Source organism: Microbacterium sp. C5A9, from assembly GCF_022627955.1.
In the GTDB taxonomy this organism is placed as follows: domain Bacteria; phylum Actinomycetota; class Actinomycetes; order Actinomycetales; family Microbacteriaceae; genus Microbacterium.
Map to the genome: position 1 here is coordinate 260,089 of NZ_JABXGD010000005.1, position 18,575 is coordinate 278,663.

Here is an 18,575-nt window from a genome sequence, read left to right on the forward strand (position 1 = left end):
CTTCACAAGAGGTTCAGTGGAACTGCGCGGCTTCGGTGGAGCCGGCGAGGGCGAGGGTCGCGCTGTCGGGGTTGAGCGCGGTGGAGATGACGTCGAAGTAGCCGGTGCCCGCCTCGCGCTGGTGCTTGGTGGCGGTGTAGCCGTTCGCCTCGGCGGCGAACTCGGCCTCCTGCAGTTCGACGTACGCGCTCATGGCGCGCTCGGCGTACCCGCGGGCGAGGTCGAACATCGAGTGGTTCAGGGCATGGAAGCCGGCGAGCGTGATGAACTGGAACTTGTAGCCCAGGTCGGCCAGCTCCTGCTGGAACGTCGCGATCTCGGCGTCCGACAGGTGGCGCTTCCAGTTGAAGCTCGGTGAGCAGTTGTACGCGAGCAGCTTGCCCGGGAACTGCGCGTGGACGGCGGCGGCGAACTCGCGGGCCAGCTCGATGTCGGGCTCACCCGTCTCGACCCACAGCAGATCGGCGTACGGCGCGAAGGCGAGCCCGCGACTGATGACCGATTCGATGCCGGGGCGGATGCGGTAGAAGCCCTCGGTCGTGCGCTCGCCGGTGGTGAACTGCTGATCGCGCTCGTCGACGTCGCTCGTGAGCAGGTCGGCGGCGAGAGCATCCGTCCGGGCGATGATGACGGTCGGCACCCCGGCCACGTCGGCCGCCAGGCGGGCCGCGTTGAGCGTGCGGATGTGCTGCTGCGTCGGCACGAGCACCTTGCCGCCCAGGTGACCGCACTTCTTCTCGCTCGCGAGCTGGTCCTCCCAGTGGATGGCCGCGGCGCCGGCCTGGATCAGCGACTGCGCGAGCTCGTACGCGTTGAGCGGCCCGCCGAAGCCGGCCTCGGCATCGGCGACGATCGGGGCCAGCCAGTCCTGGGTGACCTCGCCCTCGGCGTGCTCGAGCTGGTCCTGACGGATCAGCGCGTTGTTGATGCGCCGCACGACCGCCGGCACCGAGTTCGCCGGGTAGAGCGACTGGTCGGGGTAGGTCTGACCGGCGAGGTTGCCGTCGGCCGCGACCTGCCAGCCCGAGAGGTAGATCGCCTTGAGACCGGCGCGCACCTGCTGCACGGCCTGGCCGCCGGTGTAGGCGCCGAGCGCCCGCACGTAGTCCTCGGTGTGCAGGAGGTTCCACAGGTTCTCGGCCCCGCGGTGCGCGAGGGTGGAGTCCTCGCGGACCGATCCGCGGATGCGGATGACGTCTTCGGCCGAGTACGTGCGCTCGACGCCGTCCCACCGAGGATCCGTCTCCCAGATCTCCCGGAGCTCGGCGGCCGTCTGAACCTGGTCGCCGGCGCGCAGACCGGCGGGGCGGGGTGTGTGGTTCTGAGCGTTCGTCATGGTGTCTCCTCCGTTGGATGCCCGGACCGTGAAGCCGGGTGGCGTGTTTCCACTGTGGGTGAAGAAGCGGGGCTCGACCGACCGATCCGGGTGTGAAGATCGCCGGAAATTCTGTTTCTGTGACAGAATCGGCGGCATGAGCACCTCCGTGGTCGAAGAAGACGCCGACGCCCTCACGATCGGACGTCGCATCCGTCAGCTGCGCACGGCGCGCGGGATGACCTTGGACGACCTCGCCGCTGCCGTCGATCGGGCCCCGAGCCAGATGTCGATGATCGAGACCGGCAAGCGCGAGCCGAAGCTCACGCAGCTGCAGGCGATCGCCCGGGCGCTCGGCGTCACGATCGATGCGCTGCTCGAGGGAGAGCCGCTCGATGAGCGCAGCGCGATCGAGATCGCCCTCGAACGGGCCATGAAGGGGCAGACGTTCCAGGCACTGGGGATCGAGCCCTTCCGCATCGCCAAGAGCGTGCCGACGGATGCTCTCAAGGCGCTGCTCGCGCTGCACGGCGAGATCGATCGGCTCAAGGATGAACGGGCGGCCACACCGGAGGAGGCCAGACGAGCGAACGTCGAGCTGCGCCACCTGATGCGCCGGCAGGACAACCACTTCGCCGACCTCGAGGCGAAGGCCGCCGAGATCCTCGCGGCGGTCGGGCATCCGGGTGGTCCGCTCACCCAGCGGACCGCGTCGGAGATCGCCGCCTACCTGGGGTTCACCCTGCACTACGCGCCCGATCTGCCGCAGACCACCCGCAGCGTGGCCGACCTCGCCAACGGTCGGCTGTACCTGTCGAGCAGCGTCCCCGCCAAGGGCGATGCGCGGACGGCCGTGCTGCAGGCGCTGTCGAGCCGCATCCTGGGGCATTCCGAGCCGCGCAGCTATGCCGAGTTCCTGCGCCAGCGCGTCGAGACCAACTACCTCACCGGGGCGCTGCTGATCCCGGAGTCGCACGTGGTTCCGGCGCTGAAGGATGCCAAGGCGCGCAGAGCCATCTCGATCGAGGACCTGCGCGACGCCTACTCGGTCTCGTACGAGACGGCCGCGCACCGGTTCACGAATCTCGCCACGCGCCATCTCGACATCCCCGTGCACTTCCTCAAGGTGCACGAGTCGGGCACGATCACGAAGGCGTACGAGAACGACGACGTGAACTTCCCGACTGACCGCCTCGGTGCGATCGAGGGGCAGATGTGCTGCCGCCGGTGGACCTCGCGCGTCGTGTTCGACGAAGACGACCGCTTCAACCCCTACTACCAGTACACCGACACGGGCAACGGCACGTACTGGTGCACGGCCCGCGTCGAGGCGTCGAGCGAAGGACTGCACTCGGTGAGCGTGGGCGTGCGCTTCGACGACACGAAGTGGTTCGTCGGGCGCGACACGACGCACCGAGGGGTGTCGAAGCACTCTGTCGAGGTGTGCTGCCGTCGCGCACCCGCCGAGCTCGAGGGGCGGTGGCGCGAGAACTCCTGGCCGAACGTGAAGACGCCGCGCACCCTGCTGGCCACGCTGCCGACGGGCGCGTTCCCCGGGGTCGACACCACGGACGTGTACGAGTTCCTCGAGGCGCACGCGCCTCGCTGAGGCCGGGTGCGCCTGGCTGCGGTCGGGTCGTCTAGGCCTCGATGCCGCGCAGGACGATCTCGAGCCCGCGATCGAACGCCTCGTCGACGTCGCCGCCCTGACGGAATCCGCCGTTCTGCTCCATCATGCAGAAGCCGTACGCCCATGCCGTCAGGGTGCGAGCGACCGGTAGCGGGTCAGCTGACGTCAGTGCGCTCACGGCGCCCAGCAGCGTCGTCATCAGCGGCGCGAGCGTCTCCGGCGAGGGCGTCGCCTCGGGGGTCGGCGCGTTGAACAGCAGTGTGGTGACGCGGGGCGATCGAGTCGCGAAGTCACGCAGAGCGCGGGCCACGCCGGCGAGCACCTCGCGGGCGTCGGTCGCGTCGTCGACGACCGCGTCGATCCGGGTCCCCAACTCCGCCGCCGCGTCGTCGGCCGCCAGCCGCAGCAGGTCGTGACGGTTCGCCGCGCGCTTGTAGAGGCTGGGCGCTCGCACGCCGACGGCCGCCGCCACCGCGCTCATGGTGACGGCATCCACTCCGTCGCGCTCGGCGATCGTGCGGACGGCGGCGACGAGCGCGGGGGTGCTCACTCTCTGCGGTGCAGGCATGCTCTCAGCATATGGCTATTGACTGTAGCCATCAAGGCTATGTACTGTAGCCAACATGACCGCACACCTCCTCCGCATCGGCGACGACATCATCGCCATCCACGCGATCGTGACCGACGAGGGCGTGACGCTCATCGACGCCGGCCTGTCGGGCGACCTCGGCATCCTCACCGCGGCGCTCGCCGGAGTGGGCCGCTCGCCCGCCGACATCCGCGGAGTCGTGCTGACGCACGGCGACACCGATCACATCGGCATCGCCGAGGCGCTTCGCGCGCGGCACGGCGTGCCGGTGTACATCCTGCAGGCCGACGCCGATCTCGCGACCGGGGCGATGCCGGCGCGCGGTGTGAAGGCCGATGCCTGGCGGATCGGGCCGACGCTGCGGTTCCTCTGGACCGGGCTGCGCCGCGGGGCGCTGCGCTCGCCGCGTCCGTCGGCCGTCGTCGCGATGGCCGACGGCGACGTGCTCGATCTGCCCGGCAGGCCGGAGATCATCGCGATCCCCGGTCACACGCGCGGCTCGGCCGCCATCCGCGTCAGCGCCGTCGGTGCGCTCTTCCTCGGGGACGCGATCACCACCAGGCACGTGCTCACGGGCGCGGAGGGTGCACGACTCGCGCCGTTCAGCGATGACGCCCCGCGAACGAGGGTCAGTCTGGAGAAGCTGCGGGGGCTGCCCGAGGCCAGGATCTTCCCCGGGCACGGACCCGAGTTCGCGGGGACTGCGGCCGATCTGCTGGATGCCCTGGATCTGCGGCGCATCGACTGAGCGCGATCAGGCGGCGTTCCAGCGCAGGCGAGGGGCGTCCTCGTCCTCGAACTCGCGGAGGACGGATGACGCGTCAGTCACGGGGAAGAGTGTGATCAGCAGGGGCGGCCCGACCGGTGAGGGGGCGACCTCGTAGGCCAGGGCCGCCGGTCCCTCCTGCGCACTGAGTGCGACGCGGGTGCGCCGGTCGTGCACGATCCCGGTGGCGGAGGTCGCTGGCGCGGCGAGGAGGCCGGCGGCGGCTGCGGTGGCCCGCGCGAGCAGCGTCGTCGCGCCCGACCAGGGGACGAATGCATCCGACGCGAGTCCGCACGCGTGTGCGAGATCTGTGCCGATCCATCGTTCGCGCTTCAGCCCGTACGGCGTCTCGGCGAGTGACAGGAGGTAGCCGTAGCAGTGCAGGAGGCCGGCGTTGCCGTGCGGCCATGACCCGTCGGCGCCGGCGCGGCGGTGCAGTTCGTCGAAGAGCGCCCGCGAGATCACCGGTGTGCCGATGTTCTCGTCGATCACGGTCGATCGCCCCCAGACGCCGAAGCGCGCGTGCGCACGGTCGTCGTCGATCGCCGTGGTCAGCCAGGGGAGGCTCTCGACGGCGGCGCGGGCCGCCTCGGCCGAGTCGGCCTCGGCTCGAGTCGCGGAGGTCGTGAGGTCGTCGAGTTCGGACACGGCGCTCACGATACAAGACGCGCGTGGACGGATTGTTCACACGGCGTTCACACGATCGGGACTTTCTGTCCACAATCGAACAGCATGCTGGACGAAGCGTCCGCATGCACAGAGAGCGGACGCGGAAAGAACACCGTGAACTCCCTTCTCCTCTTCGACTTCGACGGCACGATCGCGCTCGGCGACGGTCCGGTCCTCGCGTACGCCTCGCAGGTGGGCGCCGCCCTCGGTGACCGAGACGGCTTCGTCGACGCCCTCCGCGAGGTGCTGTCCTCCGCCGACGGCGAAGTGCTCGACGGCTACGACGCCGTGCGACGCGCGGCGGTCGCGAGGGGAGCGGACTCCCGGCTCCTCAGCCGCGCGTACCTCGCCAGCCGCACGCAGCTCGCGACGGCGGACGCCCCCGTCGACGCTCCGGACGGTCTCGCGGACTTCCTCCGCGCGGCCGCACCGCTCGCCGAGCTCGTGCTCGTCACCAATGCCCCGGCGATCCGCATCGACGAGGCGCTCGACGCGCTCGGTCTGGCGGGACTCTTCACTCGCATCGTCACGAGTGCGGGCAAGCCCGCCGGTCTCGATGCCTTCCTCGCCGCTCTGCCTGCCGACACCCGCGTGCTGAGCATCGGCGACATCTGGCACAACGACCTCGCTCCCGCCCACGCCCGGGGGCACGCGACGGCGCTGATCGGAGGATTCCCCGACCCTGCCGCGACCCCCACCTACCGCGCTGCCGACTTCGCGACGCTGATCCCTCAGCTCGACGCGTGGCTGCGCCCCTGAACCCACCTCCCGCCCCTCCTCACCTCCCCACCCATCGAAGGATGAAAATGCTTACCTCCCCCTTCCGCCGGACCGCCGCGGGCCTCGTCGCCGCCGGCGCGCTGCTGACCGTCGTCCTCACGGGCTGCTCCGCCAGCACGGCCGCCCCCGAGGACTCGGCGGCCCCCGCCGCCGACCCCGACTCCCTCGTGCTCGCCCTGGTGCCTTCGCAGGACCAGGACGGCCTCGTCGAGACCGCCGCGCCCCTCACCGACTACCTCACCGAGGAGCTCGGCATCGAGGTCACCGGTGTCGTGTCGAAGGACTACCAGGCCGCGGTCGAGGCCATGGGCGCGGGGCAGGCGCAGATCGGCTTCCTGCCGTCGCTGCAGCTGTGGCAGGCCAACGACATGTACGACGCGTCCGTCGTGCTGCAGACCGAGCGCAACGGCAACATCACCTACCCGGCGCAGTTCATGACGAACAACCCCGACAAGTACTGCGACGACGAGCCGGTCGAGCGCGACGGGATGCTGTTCTGCAACGGCGCCGACGCGATGACCGGCCCCGCGGGCCTCGACAGCATCGACAAGGTCGAGGGCGCCAAGGTCGCCGTGCTCGGCCCCGGCTCGCCCGCCGGCTACATCTACCCGATCCTCGCTCTGCAGGAGGCCGGCCTCGACACCGACACCGACATCCAGCAGATCCCCGTGACGGCGAACGACGCCTCGGTGCTCGCGGTCTACAACGGCGACGCCGAGGTCGGCTTCAGCTTCTGGGATGCTCGCACGATCGTGCAGAAGGACACCCCCGATGTCGGGCAGAAGGTCGTCGTCTTCGCGATGACCGAGGAGATCCCGAACGACGGCGTCGCGGTGTCCGCCGACCTGTCGCCCGAGCTGCAGGACCGCATCACGGCGGCGCTCGAGGACTTCTCGAACACCGAGGAGGGCTCCGAGATCCTCACCAGCATCTACTCGATCACCAAGCTCGCGCCGGCCGACCCCGAGTCGCTCGACGTCGTCGCGCGTGCCGCTCAGGCCCTGGGGCTCCAGTAAGTTGTCCGATCTCATCCGGAACGTGGACGTCGCAGCTCCGGCTGCGGCGTCCACGCCGTGGTCCATCCGCCTCGACGAGGTCACGGTGCGCTATCCCAACGGCACGGTCGGCCTGAACCGCGTGTCGCTCGACATCGCCGCGGGCGAGATGGTCGTGGTCGTCGGTCTCTCAGGGTCGGGCAAGTCCACGCTCATCCGCACGATCAACGGCCTGGTGCCCGTCACGAGCGGCACGCTCGACGTCGGCGAGCACCGGGTCAGCGGCGCCTCGCCCCGCACCCTGCGGCGGCTGCGTGGTGACATCGGCATGGTGTTCCAGGGTTTCAACCTGGCCGGGCGCGCCAGCGTGCTGCAGAACGTGCTCGTCGGACGCCTCGCGCACACCTCGCTGTGGCGCACTCTGCTCGGGGCCTACCCCGACGCCGACCGCCAGCTCGCCTATCACGCACTCGATCGCGTCGGCATCCTGCAGAAGCTGCACTCACGGGCATCCGATCTCTCGGGCGGCCAGCAGCAGCGCGTCGCGATCGCCCGGGCGCTGGCCCAGGAACCGCGCATCGTGCTCGCCGACGAGCCGGTCGCGAGCCTCGACCCGCCGACCGCACACGGCGTCATGAACGACCTGCGACGCATCAACCGCGACCTCGGCATCACGGTGCTCGTCAACCTGCACCTGCTCGACCTCGCCCGCGAGTATGGCGCGCGCATGATCGGCATGCGCGCCGGGGAGGTCGTCTACGACGGTCCGGCGACCGGCGCGACGGATGCGGACTTCGAGAGCATCTACGGTCGCTCGCTCACCCCGGAAGACCGGTTGGACGCGTGACCGACAGCACTCCTCCCGTCTCGCGCGGTGTGCGAGCCCTCGACGTCCCCGCTCGACCCCGCGGCGCGTGGAAGGGCCCCGTCATCGTCGTGGCCGTGATCGCGGTGACCGTCGTCATGTGCCTGCCCGGCATCGGGATCGGCGTCGACCTCGGAGCGATCGCGCGCAACTGGCAGAACGGCGCCGACAAGATCGTCCAGCTGCTGATGCCGGACTGGAGCTTCTTCCCGCGCACCCTCCCTCCGCTCATCGAGACGCTGCAGATGGCGGTCATCGCGACGGCGATCGGCGCGGCGGTGTCTCTGCCGCTCAGCTTCTGGGCCGCGCGCGCGACCAATCCGAACGCGCCGGCGCGGATCGCGGTCCGCGGCCTGCTCAACGTCATCCGCAGCGTCCCCGATCTGCTGTACGCCGCGATCCTCGTCGCGATGGTCGGCGTCGGCGCGCTGCCCGGCATCCTGGCGCTGCTGCTGTTCAACGTCGGCATCATCGTCAAGCTCGTGTCCGAGGCCATCGACACGAACGACCGCGGTCCGCTCGAGGCCGGCCGCGCGGTCGGCGCGACCCAGGCCAAGATCAACCGCACACTGGCCCTTCCCGACGCGTGGCCCGCGTTCGCCAATCAGACGCTGTACGTGTTCGAGCTGAACGTGCGCGCCTCGACCGTTCTGGGGCTCGTCGGCGCGGGCGGCATGGGTCTGCTCATCGACGCCGTGCGCACCTTCTACCGCTACGACCAGCTCTCGCTCATCATCCTGGAGATCCTCATCGTCGTCATCGTGATCGATCTCGTCTCCGACGCGATCCGCCGGAGGCTCGTATGACCACCCTGCTCACCCCGTCCGCGGCGATCACGGTCGTCCCCGACAGGCCGCGGCGCCCGTGGCTCCTCGCCGGTTGGGTCATCGTCACCGGCATCGTGGTGCTGGCGTTCTGGTCGATCGACATCAACTGGGGTCGCCTGGCCGACCTCCCGGCCGAGATCGTGCGATACGCGGTGCTGATGTTCGGCGCCCCGAACTGGGAGAAGCTGCCCGAGGCGCTGTGGCAGACCTGGCGGAGCATCGAGATGGCCTGGGTCGGCACGATCCTCGGCATCCTGCTCGCCACCCCGCTGAGCCTGCTCGCCGCGCGGGGCTTCGGTCCGGCGTGGCTGCGTGCGCTGCTGCGCGGCCTGTTCTCGCTGATCCGCGCCGTGCCCGAGATCATCATCGCGATCGTCATCCTGTCTGTCACCGGCCTCACCCCGTTCACGGGTGCGCTCGCGCTGGCGATCAACGGCGTCGGCACGCTCGGCAAGTGGGGCTACGAGGCGGTCGAGGCCGTGCCGCGCGGCCCGATCGAGGCCGCCCGTGCCGCAGGCGGCGGCACGCTGCAGGTGCTCCGCTGGGGCGTCTGGCCGCAGGCCGAACCGGCCTTCTGGTCGTTCTGGCTGTATCGCTTCGAGATCAACGTGCGCTCCTCGGCCGTGCTCGGCCTGATCGGGGTCGGCGGAATCGGTGACATGCTGACCTCGTACACCCAGTACCGTGAGTGGTCGACGGTGGGTGTCCTGCTCATCGTGGTCGTCGTCGTGACGATGCTGATCGACGGGGCGTCGGGTGCCATCCGTCGACGCATCATGGAGGGAGCCCGCGCCCGTGTTCTCGCCTAGCGCGCCGCCCACCGCCCGCATCGCCGCGGTGCTCAACACCCTGCAGCCCGCCGAGCGCCGCGTCGCCGAGCTGATCGTCGAGTCGGCCGACGCCGTCGTCGAGTGGACCGCGCAGGAGCTCGCGGAGCGGGCGGGGGTCGGACGGGCGACGGTCGTGCGCACCTGTCAGACGGTCGGCTACCGCGGGTATCCGCAGCTGCGCGTCGCGCTCGCCGCCGAACTGGGCGGCGGCGGGGGAGACGCCGCGATCGATCACGGGCCCGGGGTGCTCGGGCGGATGCGGGGCGAGATCGATCGCCTTGCGGCATCCCTCCCGGCGCTGGCGAGCCTGCTCGATGCGGACGCGGTGGACGAGGCGGTGCGTCTCGCCGCATCCGCCCGCCGTCTGCTCGTGCTCGCGAACGGACTGTCGTCGCCCATCGCGAACGATCTGGCCATGCGGCTCACGGCCTCGGGCCGGTCGGCCGAGTTCATCGCGGATGCGATCGCGCAGCAGATCGCCGCTCGGCACCTCACGGCGGAGGACGTGTGCCTGGTCGTGAGCGGATCGGGGGCGAACGAGGCGAGCCTGCGCGTCGCGACCGCGGCCGCGCGCGGCGGGGCGACGGTCATCGCGCTGACGTCGTTCGCCTCGTCGGCGCTGACCGAGGCGGCGACGCTGTCGCTCGTGATCGCGCCGACCGGGGTGAGCTTCCGCGACGAGCTCGAGCACACCTCGCGCGTGGCGTACCTGGTCTTCGCCGAGGTGTTCGCCGCGGCCGTCACCGCCGAACGCGGCGCCGATGCCGTCACGGCGCGGGCCCACGCGCTCGAGGTCGTCTCCGACAACCTCGGCGAGGGCGCGTAGCCCCGGGCGGCCCACCCCGCTCAGTCGCGCGCGGTCTGCAGCAGAGTCCACAGCTCGGCGCGAGCGGGGAAGGTCGACAGATCGGCGCCGAGGATCGTGCCCGCCTGTGCGATGCGCGATCGCAGCGTGTGGCGGTGCACCCCGAGCGCGGCGGCGGCCGGCTCCGCCTTGGCGTCGTGTTCGAGCCAGACGCGCAGCGAGCCCTCGAGGTCGGCGCCCGATCGCGCATCGTGATCGCGCAGCGGAGCGAGGCGCGACTCGGCGACGAGGCGAGCCTCGTCGGTGGCCAGGGCGCTGAGGATGCTGGACCCCACCGTGTCGGTGTAATGCGCGACGCCGGTGTCCGTCTGCTGCCGCAGCGCCGCGACGGCCTGCGCGTGCGCACGCGAGAACGCGTCGTACGACTCCGATCCCGACGCTCCGATGCGGATGCCGAAGCGCACGGCGACCTCGTCGAGCAGCGCCTCGTCGGCCATCGCCACGCAGAGGACGACGCCGTCGGGCGACTCCGCGAGGAAGCTGGCGGTGCCGTGCTCGGACCGCCGCCGTTCCCACCAGTCGATCAGCGGTCCGGCCGGGGCATCCGCCGCGACCGCGACCACGACCGGCGCCGGGGGCATGCTGCCGAGGACCCGTCGTGCCAACGACGGATCGTCGTCGAGCAGAGAGCCGAGCAGCTGCGAGTGCAGTCGCCTGCGGCTACGGGCGAGCTGGTCGCTCTGCTCGAGGGCCAGACCGGCCATCGCGATGACCGAGGTCACGACGGTGCGCGCCTCGGGGTCGAGCGCGTCGACGGCGAGCGCGATCACGCCGCGGAGCTTGCCACCGCGTCCGACCGTGAACAGCATGAAGGTCTGGTCGTCGATCGTGAGCGACTGGCCGGCCTCGAGGCCGCGGGCGAGCACCTCGGTGGCGCGCTCGCCCAGCGATGACAGGCTGCTGGCCGGCAGCTCCGAGCGGGGATGCGACATCTGCAGGATGCCGGCGGTGTCGTACATGCCGACCCACGCGCCGAGGCGGCGCCCGAGCTCGGCGAGCGTCGCATCGAGGCCGCGGGGGCGGAGTGCGGCCAGCGCGAGGGCGCGCTGGGTGTCGAGCGCCCATGACCTGCGTGCGTAGGCCTGCGCTGCGATCGCCTCGGAGTGCGCGCGCGCCACGGCGATGAACGGCGTGCGGTAGGGCACCTCGAAGAGCGGCATCCCACGGCGCGCGCACTCGGTGATCAGGTCGTCGGGGATGCCGGCGCGGTGCACGTCGGTGCCGAAGCCGAGGCCGAGCACCCCGCGGTCCGACAGACGCCCGACGTAGACGTCGAGATCCGCGTCCGCATCGAACTGCGTGCCCGTGGTCAGCAGGGCGAGGTCTTCGGCGAGGAACGGCGTCGGGTCGCCCAGGTCGGAGCTGTGCACCCAGCGCAGCGGACGATCGAGGGCACCCGGGGGGAGGTCGGAGTCATCGGAGACGAGGCGCAGGCCCAGATCGCGGCGGCCGAGCAGGGCGCGCAGCGTGGGCTGCTCTGTGGCATCCATCGCGTCTCCTCACGGGTCGTGGCGGGGCGCCGTCGCCGGAGGGAGCGTGTACAACCCGGCGATGATCTCGATCAGATTGTACAGAACGGCGAGTGCGAGCGGTCGTTCGGCGGCCGTACGCTCGCGGACATGGCACTCCTCGACACCGCAGCTGTTGCAGTTCCCCTCGGCGGACCGGAGCTCCCCCAGGAGCGACGCCTGGTCACCGAGCTCCCCGGCCCCCGGTCGGCGGAGATCCTGGCGCGGAAGGCCGCCGCGGTGCCTGCGGGCGTCGGGCACACCGTCCCGGTCGCCACCGTCGCCGCCGGTGGTGGCGTGGTCGTCGACGCCGACGGCAACTCGCTCATCGACCTCGGCTCGGGCATCGCCGTGACCACGGTGGGCAACGCCCACCCGAAGGTCGCCGCCGCCGTCGCCGCGCAGGCCGCGCAGTTCACGCACACCTGCTTCATGATCTCGCCGTACGAGTCGTACATCGAGGTCGCCGAAGCCCTCAACCGCATCACTCCCGGCGACTTCGCCAAGAAGAGCGCGCTGTTCAACTCGGGTGCCGAGGCGGTCGAGAACGCGATCAAGATCGCCCGCAAGCACACCGGCCGCCAGGCCGTCGTCGCCTTCGACCACGGATACCACGGCCGCACCAACCTGACCATGGCGCTGACCGCCAAGTCGATGCCGTACAAGAGCGGCTTCGGCCCGTTCGCCCCCGAGGTGTACCGCGCGCCGATGTCGTACCCGTTCCGCGACGGACTCGACGGCGCCGAGGCCGCTGCCCGCACGATCCTGCAGCTCGAGAAGCAGATCGGCGCCGACAACCTCGCCGCCGTGATCATCGAGCCCATCCAGGGCGAGGGCGGATTCATCGTCCCGGCCGAGGGCTTCCTGCCGGCGATCCTCGACTGGTGCCGCGCGAACGGCGTCGTGTTCATCGCCGATGAGGTGCAGACCGGCTTCGCCCGCACCGGACACATGTTCGCGAGCGAGATCTTCGGCATCGAGCCCGACCTGATCACGACGGCCAAGGGCATCGCCGGAGGTCTGCCCCTCGCCGCGGTCACGGGCCGTGCCGAGATCATGGACGCGTCGCACGCCGGCGGACTGGGCGGAACGTACGGCGGCAACCCGATCGCCTGCGCCGCGGCCCTCGCCGCGATCGACGTGTTCGAGAACGACGGCGTGATCGAGCGCGCCCGCGAGATCGGCGAGATCCTCACGCGGCGCCTCACCGCGATGCAGGAGGGCGACGCCCGCATCGGCGACATCCGCGGCCACGGTGCCATGATCGCCGCCGAGTTCGTCGACCCCGAGACCCAGGCGCCGGACGCCGCGCTCACGGCGGCCGTCGCCAAGGCGGCGATCGCGCAGGGAGTGATCGTGCTCACCTGCGGCACGTACGGCAACGTCATCCGGTTCCTGCCTCCGCTGGCGATCGGCGACGACCTGCTCAACGAGGGCCTCGACGTCGTCGCCGAGGCGCTCGCAGCGTCCACGCGCTGACCACCGGCCGCTGACCGAGGCGGCCACCACAGACGTCCGGTCGCGACTCGTATCGGGGGATTTCGAGTCGCGACCGGCACACTTTTCCAACGAAGGGGATGCAGATGGCTGAGATCACTCGCGACGTGCTGATCATCGGAGCGGGAGCCGCAGGGCTCACGGCTGCGAACGACCTGCGCAAGGCCGGCCTGTCGGTCGCCGTGCTCGAGGCGCGCGACCGCGTCGGCGGCCGGCTGTGGACCGACGTCATCGAGGGCGCGATGCTCGAGATCGGCGGACAGTGGGTCTCGCCCGATCAGGATGCTCTCATCGACACGGTCGCCGAGCTCGGGCTCGAGACGTACAGCCGCTACCGCGAGGGCGACAGCGTCTACGTCGGCCCCGACGGCACCGTGCATCGCTTCACCGGGGAGATGTTCCCCGTGTCCGCCGAGACCGAGGCGATCATCGCCGAGGTCACCGAGCGTCTCGACGCCATGGTCGCCGAGATCGACCCCGACCGCCCGTGGGAGCACCCGCGCGCCGAGGAGTGGGATCACGTCACGTGGGATGCCTGGCTGCGTCAGCAGACCGACGACGACGAGGCCGTGCGCAACCTCGCGTTCGCCACCGGCTCGGCGATGCTCACCAAGCCGACCCACACCTTCTCGCTCCTGCAGTCTCTGCTCATGGCGGCGTCCGCCGGCTCGTACTCGAACCTCGTCGACGCCGACTTCATCCTCGACAAGCGCGTCGTCGGCGGCCTGCAGCAGGTACCGATCCTCCTCGCCGAGCGTCTGGGCGACGACGTGTTCCTGAACCAGCCCGTGCGCACCCTCGAATGGGGAGACCCCTCGACCGGTGCGGCGACCGACTCGGTGGTCGCGACCACCGACGACCTCACGGTGCGCGCCCGCTTCGCGATCCTCGCCCACGCACCGGTCCTGTACGACCGCATCTCGTTCGTGCCGCCGCTGCCGCGCCGCCAGCACCAGCTGCACCAGCACCTCTCGATGGGCTTCGTCATCAAGGTGCACGCCGTCTACGACCGTCCCTTCTGGCGCGAGCAGGGACTCAGCGGCACCGCGTTCAGCCCCTACGAGCTGTCGCACGAGGCCTACGACAACACCAACCACGGCGACGAGCGCGGCACCCTGGTCGGATTCGTGAGCGACCAGAACGCCGACGACGTGTTCGCCCTCTCGGCGGAGGAGCGCAAGGAGCGCATCCTCGAGTCGCTGTCGCACTACTACGGACCCGAGGCCAAGAACCCGGTCGTCTACTACGAGAGCGACTGGGGCACCGAGGAGTGGACCCGCGGCGCGTACGCCGCGAGCTTCGACATGGGTGGACTGCACCGATACGGCGCCGATCTGCGTACCGCGGTCGGTCCGATCCACTTCGCGTGCAGCGACATGGCCGGCGCCGGCTACCAGCACGTCGACGGGGCGATCCGCATGGGTCATCTCGCCGCCGAGAACATCGTCGAGTCGGCCCGCGCCGCGGGCACTGCGGTCGAGGCCGGCTGATGACCGAGTCGATCGTCGTCGGCTACACGGCGACGGACTCGGGGGCGGATGCCGCGGCGCTCGGCGCCCGGCTCGCTCGCAGCCTGCATGCGGTGCTGCATCTCGTGATCGTGCTCCCGTTCGAGGGCACCCGCAGCGCGGCCGTGCCGCCCGAGCGCGCCTACGAGGATCACCTCCGCCGTCAGGCCAAGCAGTGGCTCGAAGAGGCCGTCGTCGGTCTGCCGCAGGAGCTGGTGCGCAGCGGCCACGTGCGCTTCGCGGAGTCGTTCGCCGAGGGGCTCATCGCCGCGGGTGAGGAGTTCGGCGCCCGGCTGATCGTCGTCGGCGCCGCGGGCGGCAGCCTGTTCGGACGTCACCGTCTCGGCAGCGTCGCCTCCGAACTGCTGCACTCCTCGACGATCCCGGTGGCCCTGGCGCCCGCGGGCACGGCGGAGCAGGACGATCACGTGCTGCCCCGGGTGACCGCCGCGATCGGCACGCGTCCCGGTGCCGACAACCTGCTCGACGAGGCCGCAGCGCTCGCGGGCGATGCCGGCGTGGGTCTGCGCCTCGTGTCGCTCGTCCCGTTCGACGTCCCGCCGGGGCTCGACACGGGAGCCATCCGCGTCGTGGGCGAGACCCACGCGCACGAGGTGCTCGCTGTCGCCCAGGAGATCCTCCCGGACGAGCTCGGTGCAGAGATCGAGGAGGCTCCCGGCGACACCGTCGAGGACGCGGTCTCGAACCTCTCGTGGCAGCCCGGCGAGATCGTCCTCGTCGGATCCAGCCGCCTGGCGCAGCCGCGCCGGCTGTTCCTCGGCTCCACCGCGGCGAAGATGCTGCACGAGCTGCCCGTCCCCATGATCGTCGTCCCGCGCACCCGCGCCGAAGCAGGAGACCGCTGATGAGCAGCTCGAATCGGGCGACGGAGCCCGTGTCCGGTGTCACGACCGGCATCTCCCAGAAGGGACTGAGCGCAGGGGCCGTCGGCGTTCTCGGGGCCGTCGTCATCGGGGTCTCGACCATCGCCCCGGCGTACACGCTCACCGCGTCGCTCGGACCGACCGTGGCCGAGGTCGGCACGCAGGTCCCCGCGATCATGCTCGTCGGCTTCATCCCGATGCTGCTGACCGCGTTCGGCTATCGCGAGCTCAACCGCATGATGCCCGACTCCGGCACCTCGTTCACCTGGGGAGTGCGGGCCTTCGGCCCGTGGATCGGCTGGATGACGGGATGGGGCCTCATCGCGGCCACCGTCATCGTCCTGTCGAACCTCGCGGGCATCGCCGTCGAGTTCCTGTTCCTCCTGATCGCGCAGCTGACCGGCAATGCCGCCATCGCGGATCTGGCATTCAACCCGATCATCAACGTGGTCGTCTGTCTGCTCTTCATGCTGGGGGCGACGCTGGTGTCGTACCGCGACATGCAGACCACGCAGAAGTTCCAGTACATCCTCGTCGGCTTCCAGGTGCTCGTGCTCGTCGTGTTCGCGACGGTCGCGATCGTCAAGGCCGTCTCGGGTGACGCGCCCGAGCCCACGGCGTTCTCCTGGTCGTGGTTCAACCCGTTCGAGGTGCCCACCTTCAGCGCCTTCGCCGCCGGGCTCTCGCTCTCGATCTTCATCTTCTGGGGCTGGGACGTCGTCCTGACCATGAACGAGGAGACGAAGGATCCGGCGAAGACCCCGGGGCGAGCCGCGATGGTCACCGTCGTGGTCGTCGTCGCCCTGTACCTGCTGCTCGCGATCGGACTCATCATGTTCGCCGGCGTCGGCTCGGGAGAGTACGGCCTCGCGAACGAGGACATCTCGGCCAACGTGTTCTTCGCCCTGTCCGACCCGGTTCTTGGCCCCCTCGCCTTCCTCGTCTCGCTGGCCGTGCTGTCGAGCTCCGCGGCATCGCTGCAGTCGACGGCCGTCGGTCCCGCCCGCACCCTGCTGGCCATGGGCCACTACGGCGCGCTGCCCAAGAAGTTCGCCCGGGTCAGCCCGCGCTTCTTCACCCCCGGCTACGCGACGATCGTGTCGGCCGTGGTCGCATCCGTGTTCTACGCCGTGATGCGACTGGTGAGCGAGAACGTCCTGACCGACACGATCCTGTCGCTCGGCATGATGATCTGCTTCTATTACGGACTCACCGCGTTCGCGTGCGTGTGGTACTTCCGCAAGCAGTGGTTCGACTCGGCGCGGAGCTTCTTCTTCACGTTCCTGTTCCCCCTGGTCGGCGGTGCCATCCTCGCGGTCCTGTTCGTCACGACCCTGATCGACTCGATGGACCCCGCCTACGGCAGCGGATCGAGCATCGGCGGCGTCGGACTCGTCTTCGTGCTCGGCGTCGGCATCATCGGCGTCGGCATCGTCGTGATGATCTGGCAGGCGGTCAAGCGCCCCGCGTTCTTCCGCGGCGAGACGCTCGGCGTCGACGCCCCGCCGAGCGCCCGCCGTCGCTGACGGACCGAAGCCTCCCGAACCCGGCCGTACATCCTCACAGAAAGAGAACCCATGAGCACTCAGACAGAGCAGGCGCTGCTCGACAGCATCCCCACCGGACTCTTCATCGGCGGCGAGTGGATCGACGGTGAGACCGGCGGCACCTTCGACGTGCAGGACCCGGCCACCGGTGCGGTCATCCGCACGATCGCCGACGCGACCCCGGCCGACGGCATCCGCGCTCTGGATGCGGCCGTGGCGGCGCAGGATGCGTGGGCGGCCACCGCCCCGCGCACCCGCAGCGAGATCCTGCGCCGCGCGTTCGACCTCGTGCAGGAGCACAAGGAGGACCTCGCGCTGCTGATGACGCTCGAGATGGGCAAGCCCCTGGCCGAGGCGCGCGGCGAGGTCGCCTACGGAGGCGAGTTCCTGCGCTGGTTCAGCGAGGAGGCGGTGCGCATCAGCGGCCGCTACGGCATCAACCCCGAGGGCACCGGCCACATGGTGGTCTCGCAGCGCCCCGTCGGCCCGTCGTTCTTCGTGACGCCGTGGAACTTCCCGTTCGCGATGGCGACCCGCAAGATCGCTCCCGCGCTCGCCGCCGGATGCACCGTGGTCATCAAGCCCCCGGCGCTCACGCCGCTGACGACGATCTTCTTCACGTCGCTGCTCGAGAAGGCCGGCCTTCCCGCCGGCGTCGTCAACGTCGTGCAGACCTCGAAGTCGTCGGCACTGTCCGCTCCGATCATCGCCGACCCGCGCCTGCGCAAGCTGTCGTTCACGGGGTCGACCGAGGTCGGCCGCAAGCTCATCGCCCAGGCGGCCGAGGGCGTGCTGCGCGTCTCGATGGAACTCGGCGGCAACGCCCCGTTCGTCGTGTTCGACGATGCCGACCTCGACAAGGCCGTGGACGGCGCGCTCGCGGCGAAGTTCCGCAACATCGGACAGGCCTGCACGGCGGCGAACCGCTTCATCGTGCACAAGGACGTCGCCGGCGAGTTCGCCAAGCGCGTCACCGAGAGGGTGAACGCCATGAAGATCGGCCGCGGCACGGAAGAGGGCGTGGCCATCGGTCCGCTCATCGACGAGGATGCCGTCGCCAAGGCGGGCGAGCTGGTCGATGACGCCGTCGAGCGCGGCGCGACGCTGCTCGCGGGCGGCAAGGCGCTCGAGGGCACCGGCACGTTCTACGAGCCCACCGTGCTCACCGACGTCGTCGCCGGATCGGCGATCCTCCGCGAGGAGATCTTCGGACCGGTGCTGGCCATCGCGACGTTCGAGACCGAGGACGACGCCGTGCGCCTCGCGAACGACACCGAGTACGGGCTCGTCTCGTACGTGTTCACCGAGAACCTGCAGCGCGGACAGCGGATGATCGACAAGCTCGAGACCGGCATGATGGGCCTCAACGTGGGCGTGGTGTCGAACGCCGCAGCACCGTTCGGCGGCGTCAAGCAGTCGGGCGTCGGACGCGAGGGCGGTGCCGAGGGCATCCACGAGTACCTGTCCACCAAGTACACGCTGATCCCGGTCTCCTGACCG

At 70.4% G+C, this 18,575-nt stretch carries 17 protein-coding genes; 13 read left to right on the forward strand and 4 right to left on the reverse strand.

Translation table 11 applies throughout. From position 1 onward, the window contains the following. Positions 1-13: 13 nt before the first annotated feature. Positions 14-1,336: an isocitrate lyase gene (aceA, locus tag HWD99_RS11490; protein WP_241796359.1), complete on the reverse strand. Its 1,323-nt coding sequence runs from the start codon at positions 1,334-1,336 to the stop codon at positions 14-16. 136 nt (positions 1,337-1,472) lie between these two features. Here aceA and HWD99_RS11495 point away from each other — a divergent pair, with 136 nt between their 5' ends. Continuing rightward, on the forward strand, positions 1,473-2,924 hold the full coding sequence (locus HWD99_RS11495) for a helix-turn-helix domain-containing protein (RefSeq protein ID WP_241796360.1): 1,452 nt from the start codon (positions 1,473-1,475) through the stop codon (positions 2,922-2,924). A 31-nt stretch (positions 2,925-2,955) separates the two neighbouring features. Here HWD99_RS11495 and HWD99_RS11500 read toward each other — a convergent pair whose 3' ends face one another. Beyond that, a complete protein-coding gene (locus HWD99_RS11500) occupies positions 2,956-3,513 on the reverse strand; it encodes a TetR-like C-terminal domain-containing protein (protein ID WP_241796361.1) in 558 nt (185 codons plus the stop codon). Between the two features lie 55 nt (positions 3,514-3,568). Between HWD99_RS11500 and HWD99_RS11505 the strand changes: the two genes are divergently transcribed. Further along, positions 3,569-4,282, forward strand: a complete 714-nt coding sequence (locus tag HWD99_RS11505) for an MBL fold metallo-hydrolase (RefSeq protein WP_241796362.1) — start codon at positions 3,569-3,571, stop codon at positions 4,280-4,282. 6 nt (positions 4,283-4,288) lie between these two features. Here HWD99_RS11505 and HWD99_RS11510 read toward each other — a convergent pair whose 3' ends face one another. Continuing rightward, positions 4,289-4,948 carry an amino acid deaminase gene (locus HWD99_RS11510; RefSeq protein ID WP_241796363.1) on the reverse strand — a complete coding sequence of 220 codons (660 nt, stop codon included), beginning with the start codon at positions 4,946-4,948 and terminating at the stop codon, positions 4,289-4,291. Between the two features lie 135 nt (positions 4,949-5,083). Here HWD99_RS11510 and HWD99_RS11515 point away from each other — a divergent pair, with 135 nt between their 5' ends. The 6 genes from HWD99_RS11515 to HWD99_RS11540 are packed head-to-tail and all read left to right on the forward strand — an operon-like array spanning position 5,084 to position 10,092. Beyond that, positions 5,084-5,728 (forward strand): HAD family hydrolase, encoded by a 645-nt coding sequence (locus tag HWD99_RS11515; protein WP_241796364.1) that lies wholly within the window; start codon positions 5,084-5,086, stop codon positions 5,726-5,728. 47 nt (positions 5,729-5,775) lie between these two features. Then, entirely contained in the window at positions 5,776-6,765 is a 990-nt protein-coding gene (locus HWD99_RS11520) for a phosphate/phosphite/phosphonate ABC transporter substrate-binding protein (RefSeq protein WP_241796365.1), read from the forward strand. A gap of 22 nt (positions 6,766-6,787) precedes the next feature. After that, a complete protein-coding gene (phnC, locus tag HWD99_RS11525; protein WP_241796366.1) occupies positions 6,788-7,591 on the forward strand; it encodes a phosphonate ABC transporter ATP-binding protein in 804 nt (267 codons plus the stop codon). After that, positions 7,588-8,415, forward strand: coding sequence for a phosphonate ABC transporter, permease protein PhnE (phnE, locus tag HWD99_RS11530; protein WP_241796367.1), 828 nt, complete (start codon positions 7,588-7,590; stop codon positions 8,413-8,415). The genes phnC and phnE (HWD99_RS11530) overlap by 4 nt, the downstream gene beginning before the upstream one ends. After that, positions 8,412-9,245 carry a phosphonate ABC transporter, permease protein PhnE gene (gene phnE, locus HWD99_RS11535; protein ID WP_241796368.1) on the forward strand — a complete coding sequence of 278 codons (834 nt, stop codon included), beginning with the start codon at positions 8,412-8,414 and terminating at the stop codon, positions 9,243-9,245. Before phnE (HWD99_RS11530) ends, phnE (HWD99_RS11535) begins: the two co-directional genes overlap by 4 nt. Next, positions 9,232-10,092: a MurR/RpiR family transcriptional regulator gene (locus tag HWD99_RS11540; RefSeq protein ID WP_241796369.1), complete on the forward strand. Its 861-nt coding sequence runs from the start codon at positions 9,232-9,234 to the stop codon at positions 10,090-10,092. The genes phnE (HWD99_RS11535) and HWD99_RS11540 overlap by 14 nt, the downstream gene beginning before the upstream one ends. Before the next feature lie 20 nt (positions 10,093-10,112). Here HWD99_RS11540 and HWD99_RS11545 read toward each other — a convergent pair whose 3' ends face one another. Further along, positions 10,113-11,621, reverse strand: a complete 1,509-nt coding sequence (locus HWD99_RS11545; protein ID WP_241796370.1) for a PucR family transcriptional regulator — start codon at positions 11,619-11,621, stop codon at positions 10,113-10,115. Positions 11,622-11,750: 129 nt separating this feature from the next. Between HWD99_RS11545 and gabT the strand changes: the two genes are divergently transcribed. The 5 genes from gabT to HWD99_RS11570 all read left to right on the forward strand — a co-directional run bounded on the left by gabT (position 11,751) and on the right by HWD99_RS11570 (position 18,572). Beyond that, on the forward strand, positions 11,751-13,118 hold the full coding sequence (gene gabT, locus HWD99_RS11550) for a 4-aminobutyrate--2-oxoglutarate transaminase (RefSeq protein WP_241796371.1): 1,368 nt from the start codon (positions 11,751-11,753) through the stop codon (positions 13,116-13,118). 104 nt (positions 13,119-13,222) lie between these two features. After that, a complete protein-coding gene (locus HWD99_RS11555) occupies positions 13,223-14,626 on the forward strand; it encodes an NAD(P)/FAD-dependent oxidoreductase (RefSeq protein WP_241796372.1) in 1,404 nt (467 codons plus the stop codon). Further along, positions 14,626-15,510: a universal stress protein gene (locus tag HWD99_RS11560; RefSeq protein ID WP_241796373.1), complete on the forward strand. Its 885-nt coding sequence runs from the start codon at positions 14,626-14,628 to the stop codon at positions 15,508-15,510. The genes HWD99_RS11555 and HWD99_RS11560 overlap by 1 nt, the downstream gene beginning before the upstream one ends. Then, positions 15,510-17,054, forward strand: coding sequence for an APC family permease (locus tag HWD99_RS11565; protein ID WP_241796374.1), 1,545 nt, complete (start codon positions 15,510-15,512; stop codon positions 17,052-17,054). Before HWD99_RS11560 ends, HWD99_RS11565 begins: the two co-directional genes overlap by 1 nt. Positions 17,055-17,105: 51 nt before the next feature. After that, a complete protein-coding gene (locus HWD99_RS11570; protein WP_241796375.1) occupies positions 17,106-18,572 on the forward strand; it encodes an NAD-dependent succinate-semialdehyde dehydrogenase in 1,467 nt (488 codons plus the stop codon). Positions 18,573-18,575: the final 3 nt, after the last annotated feature.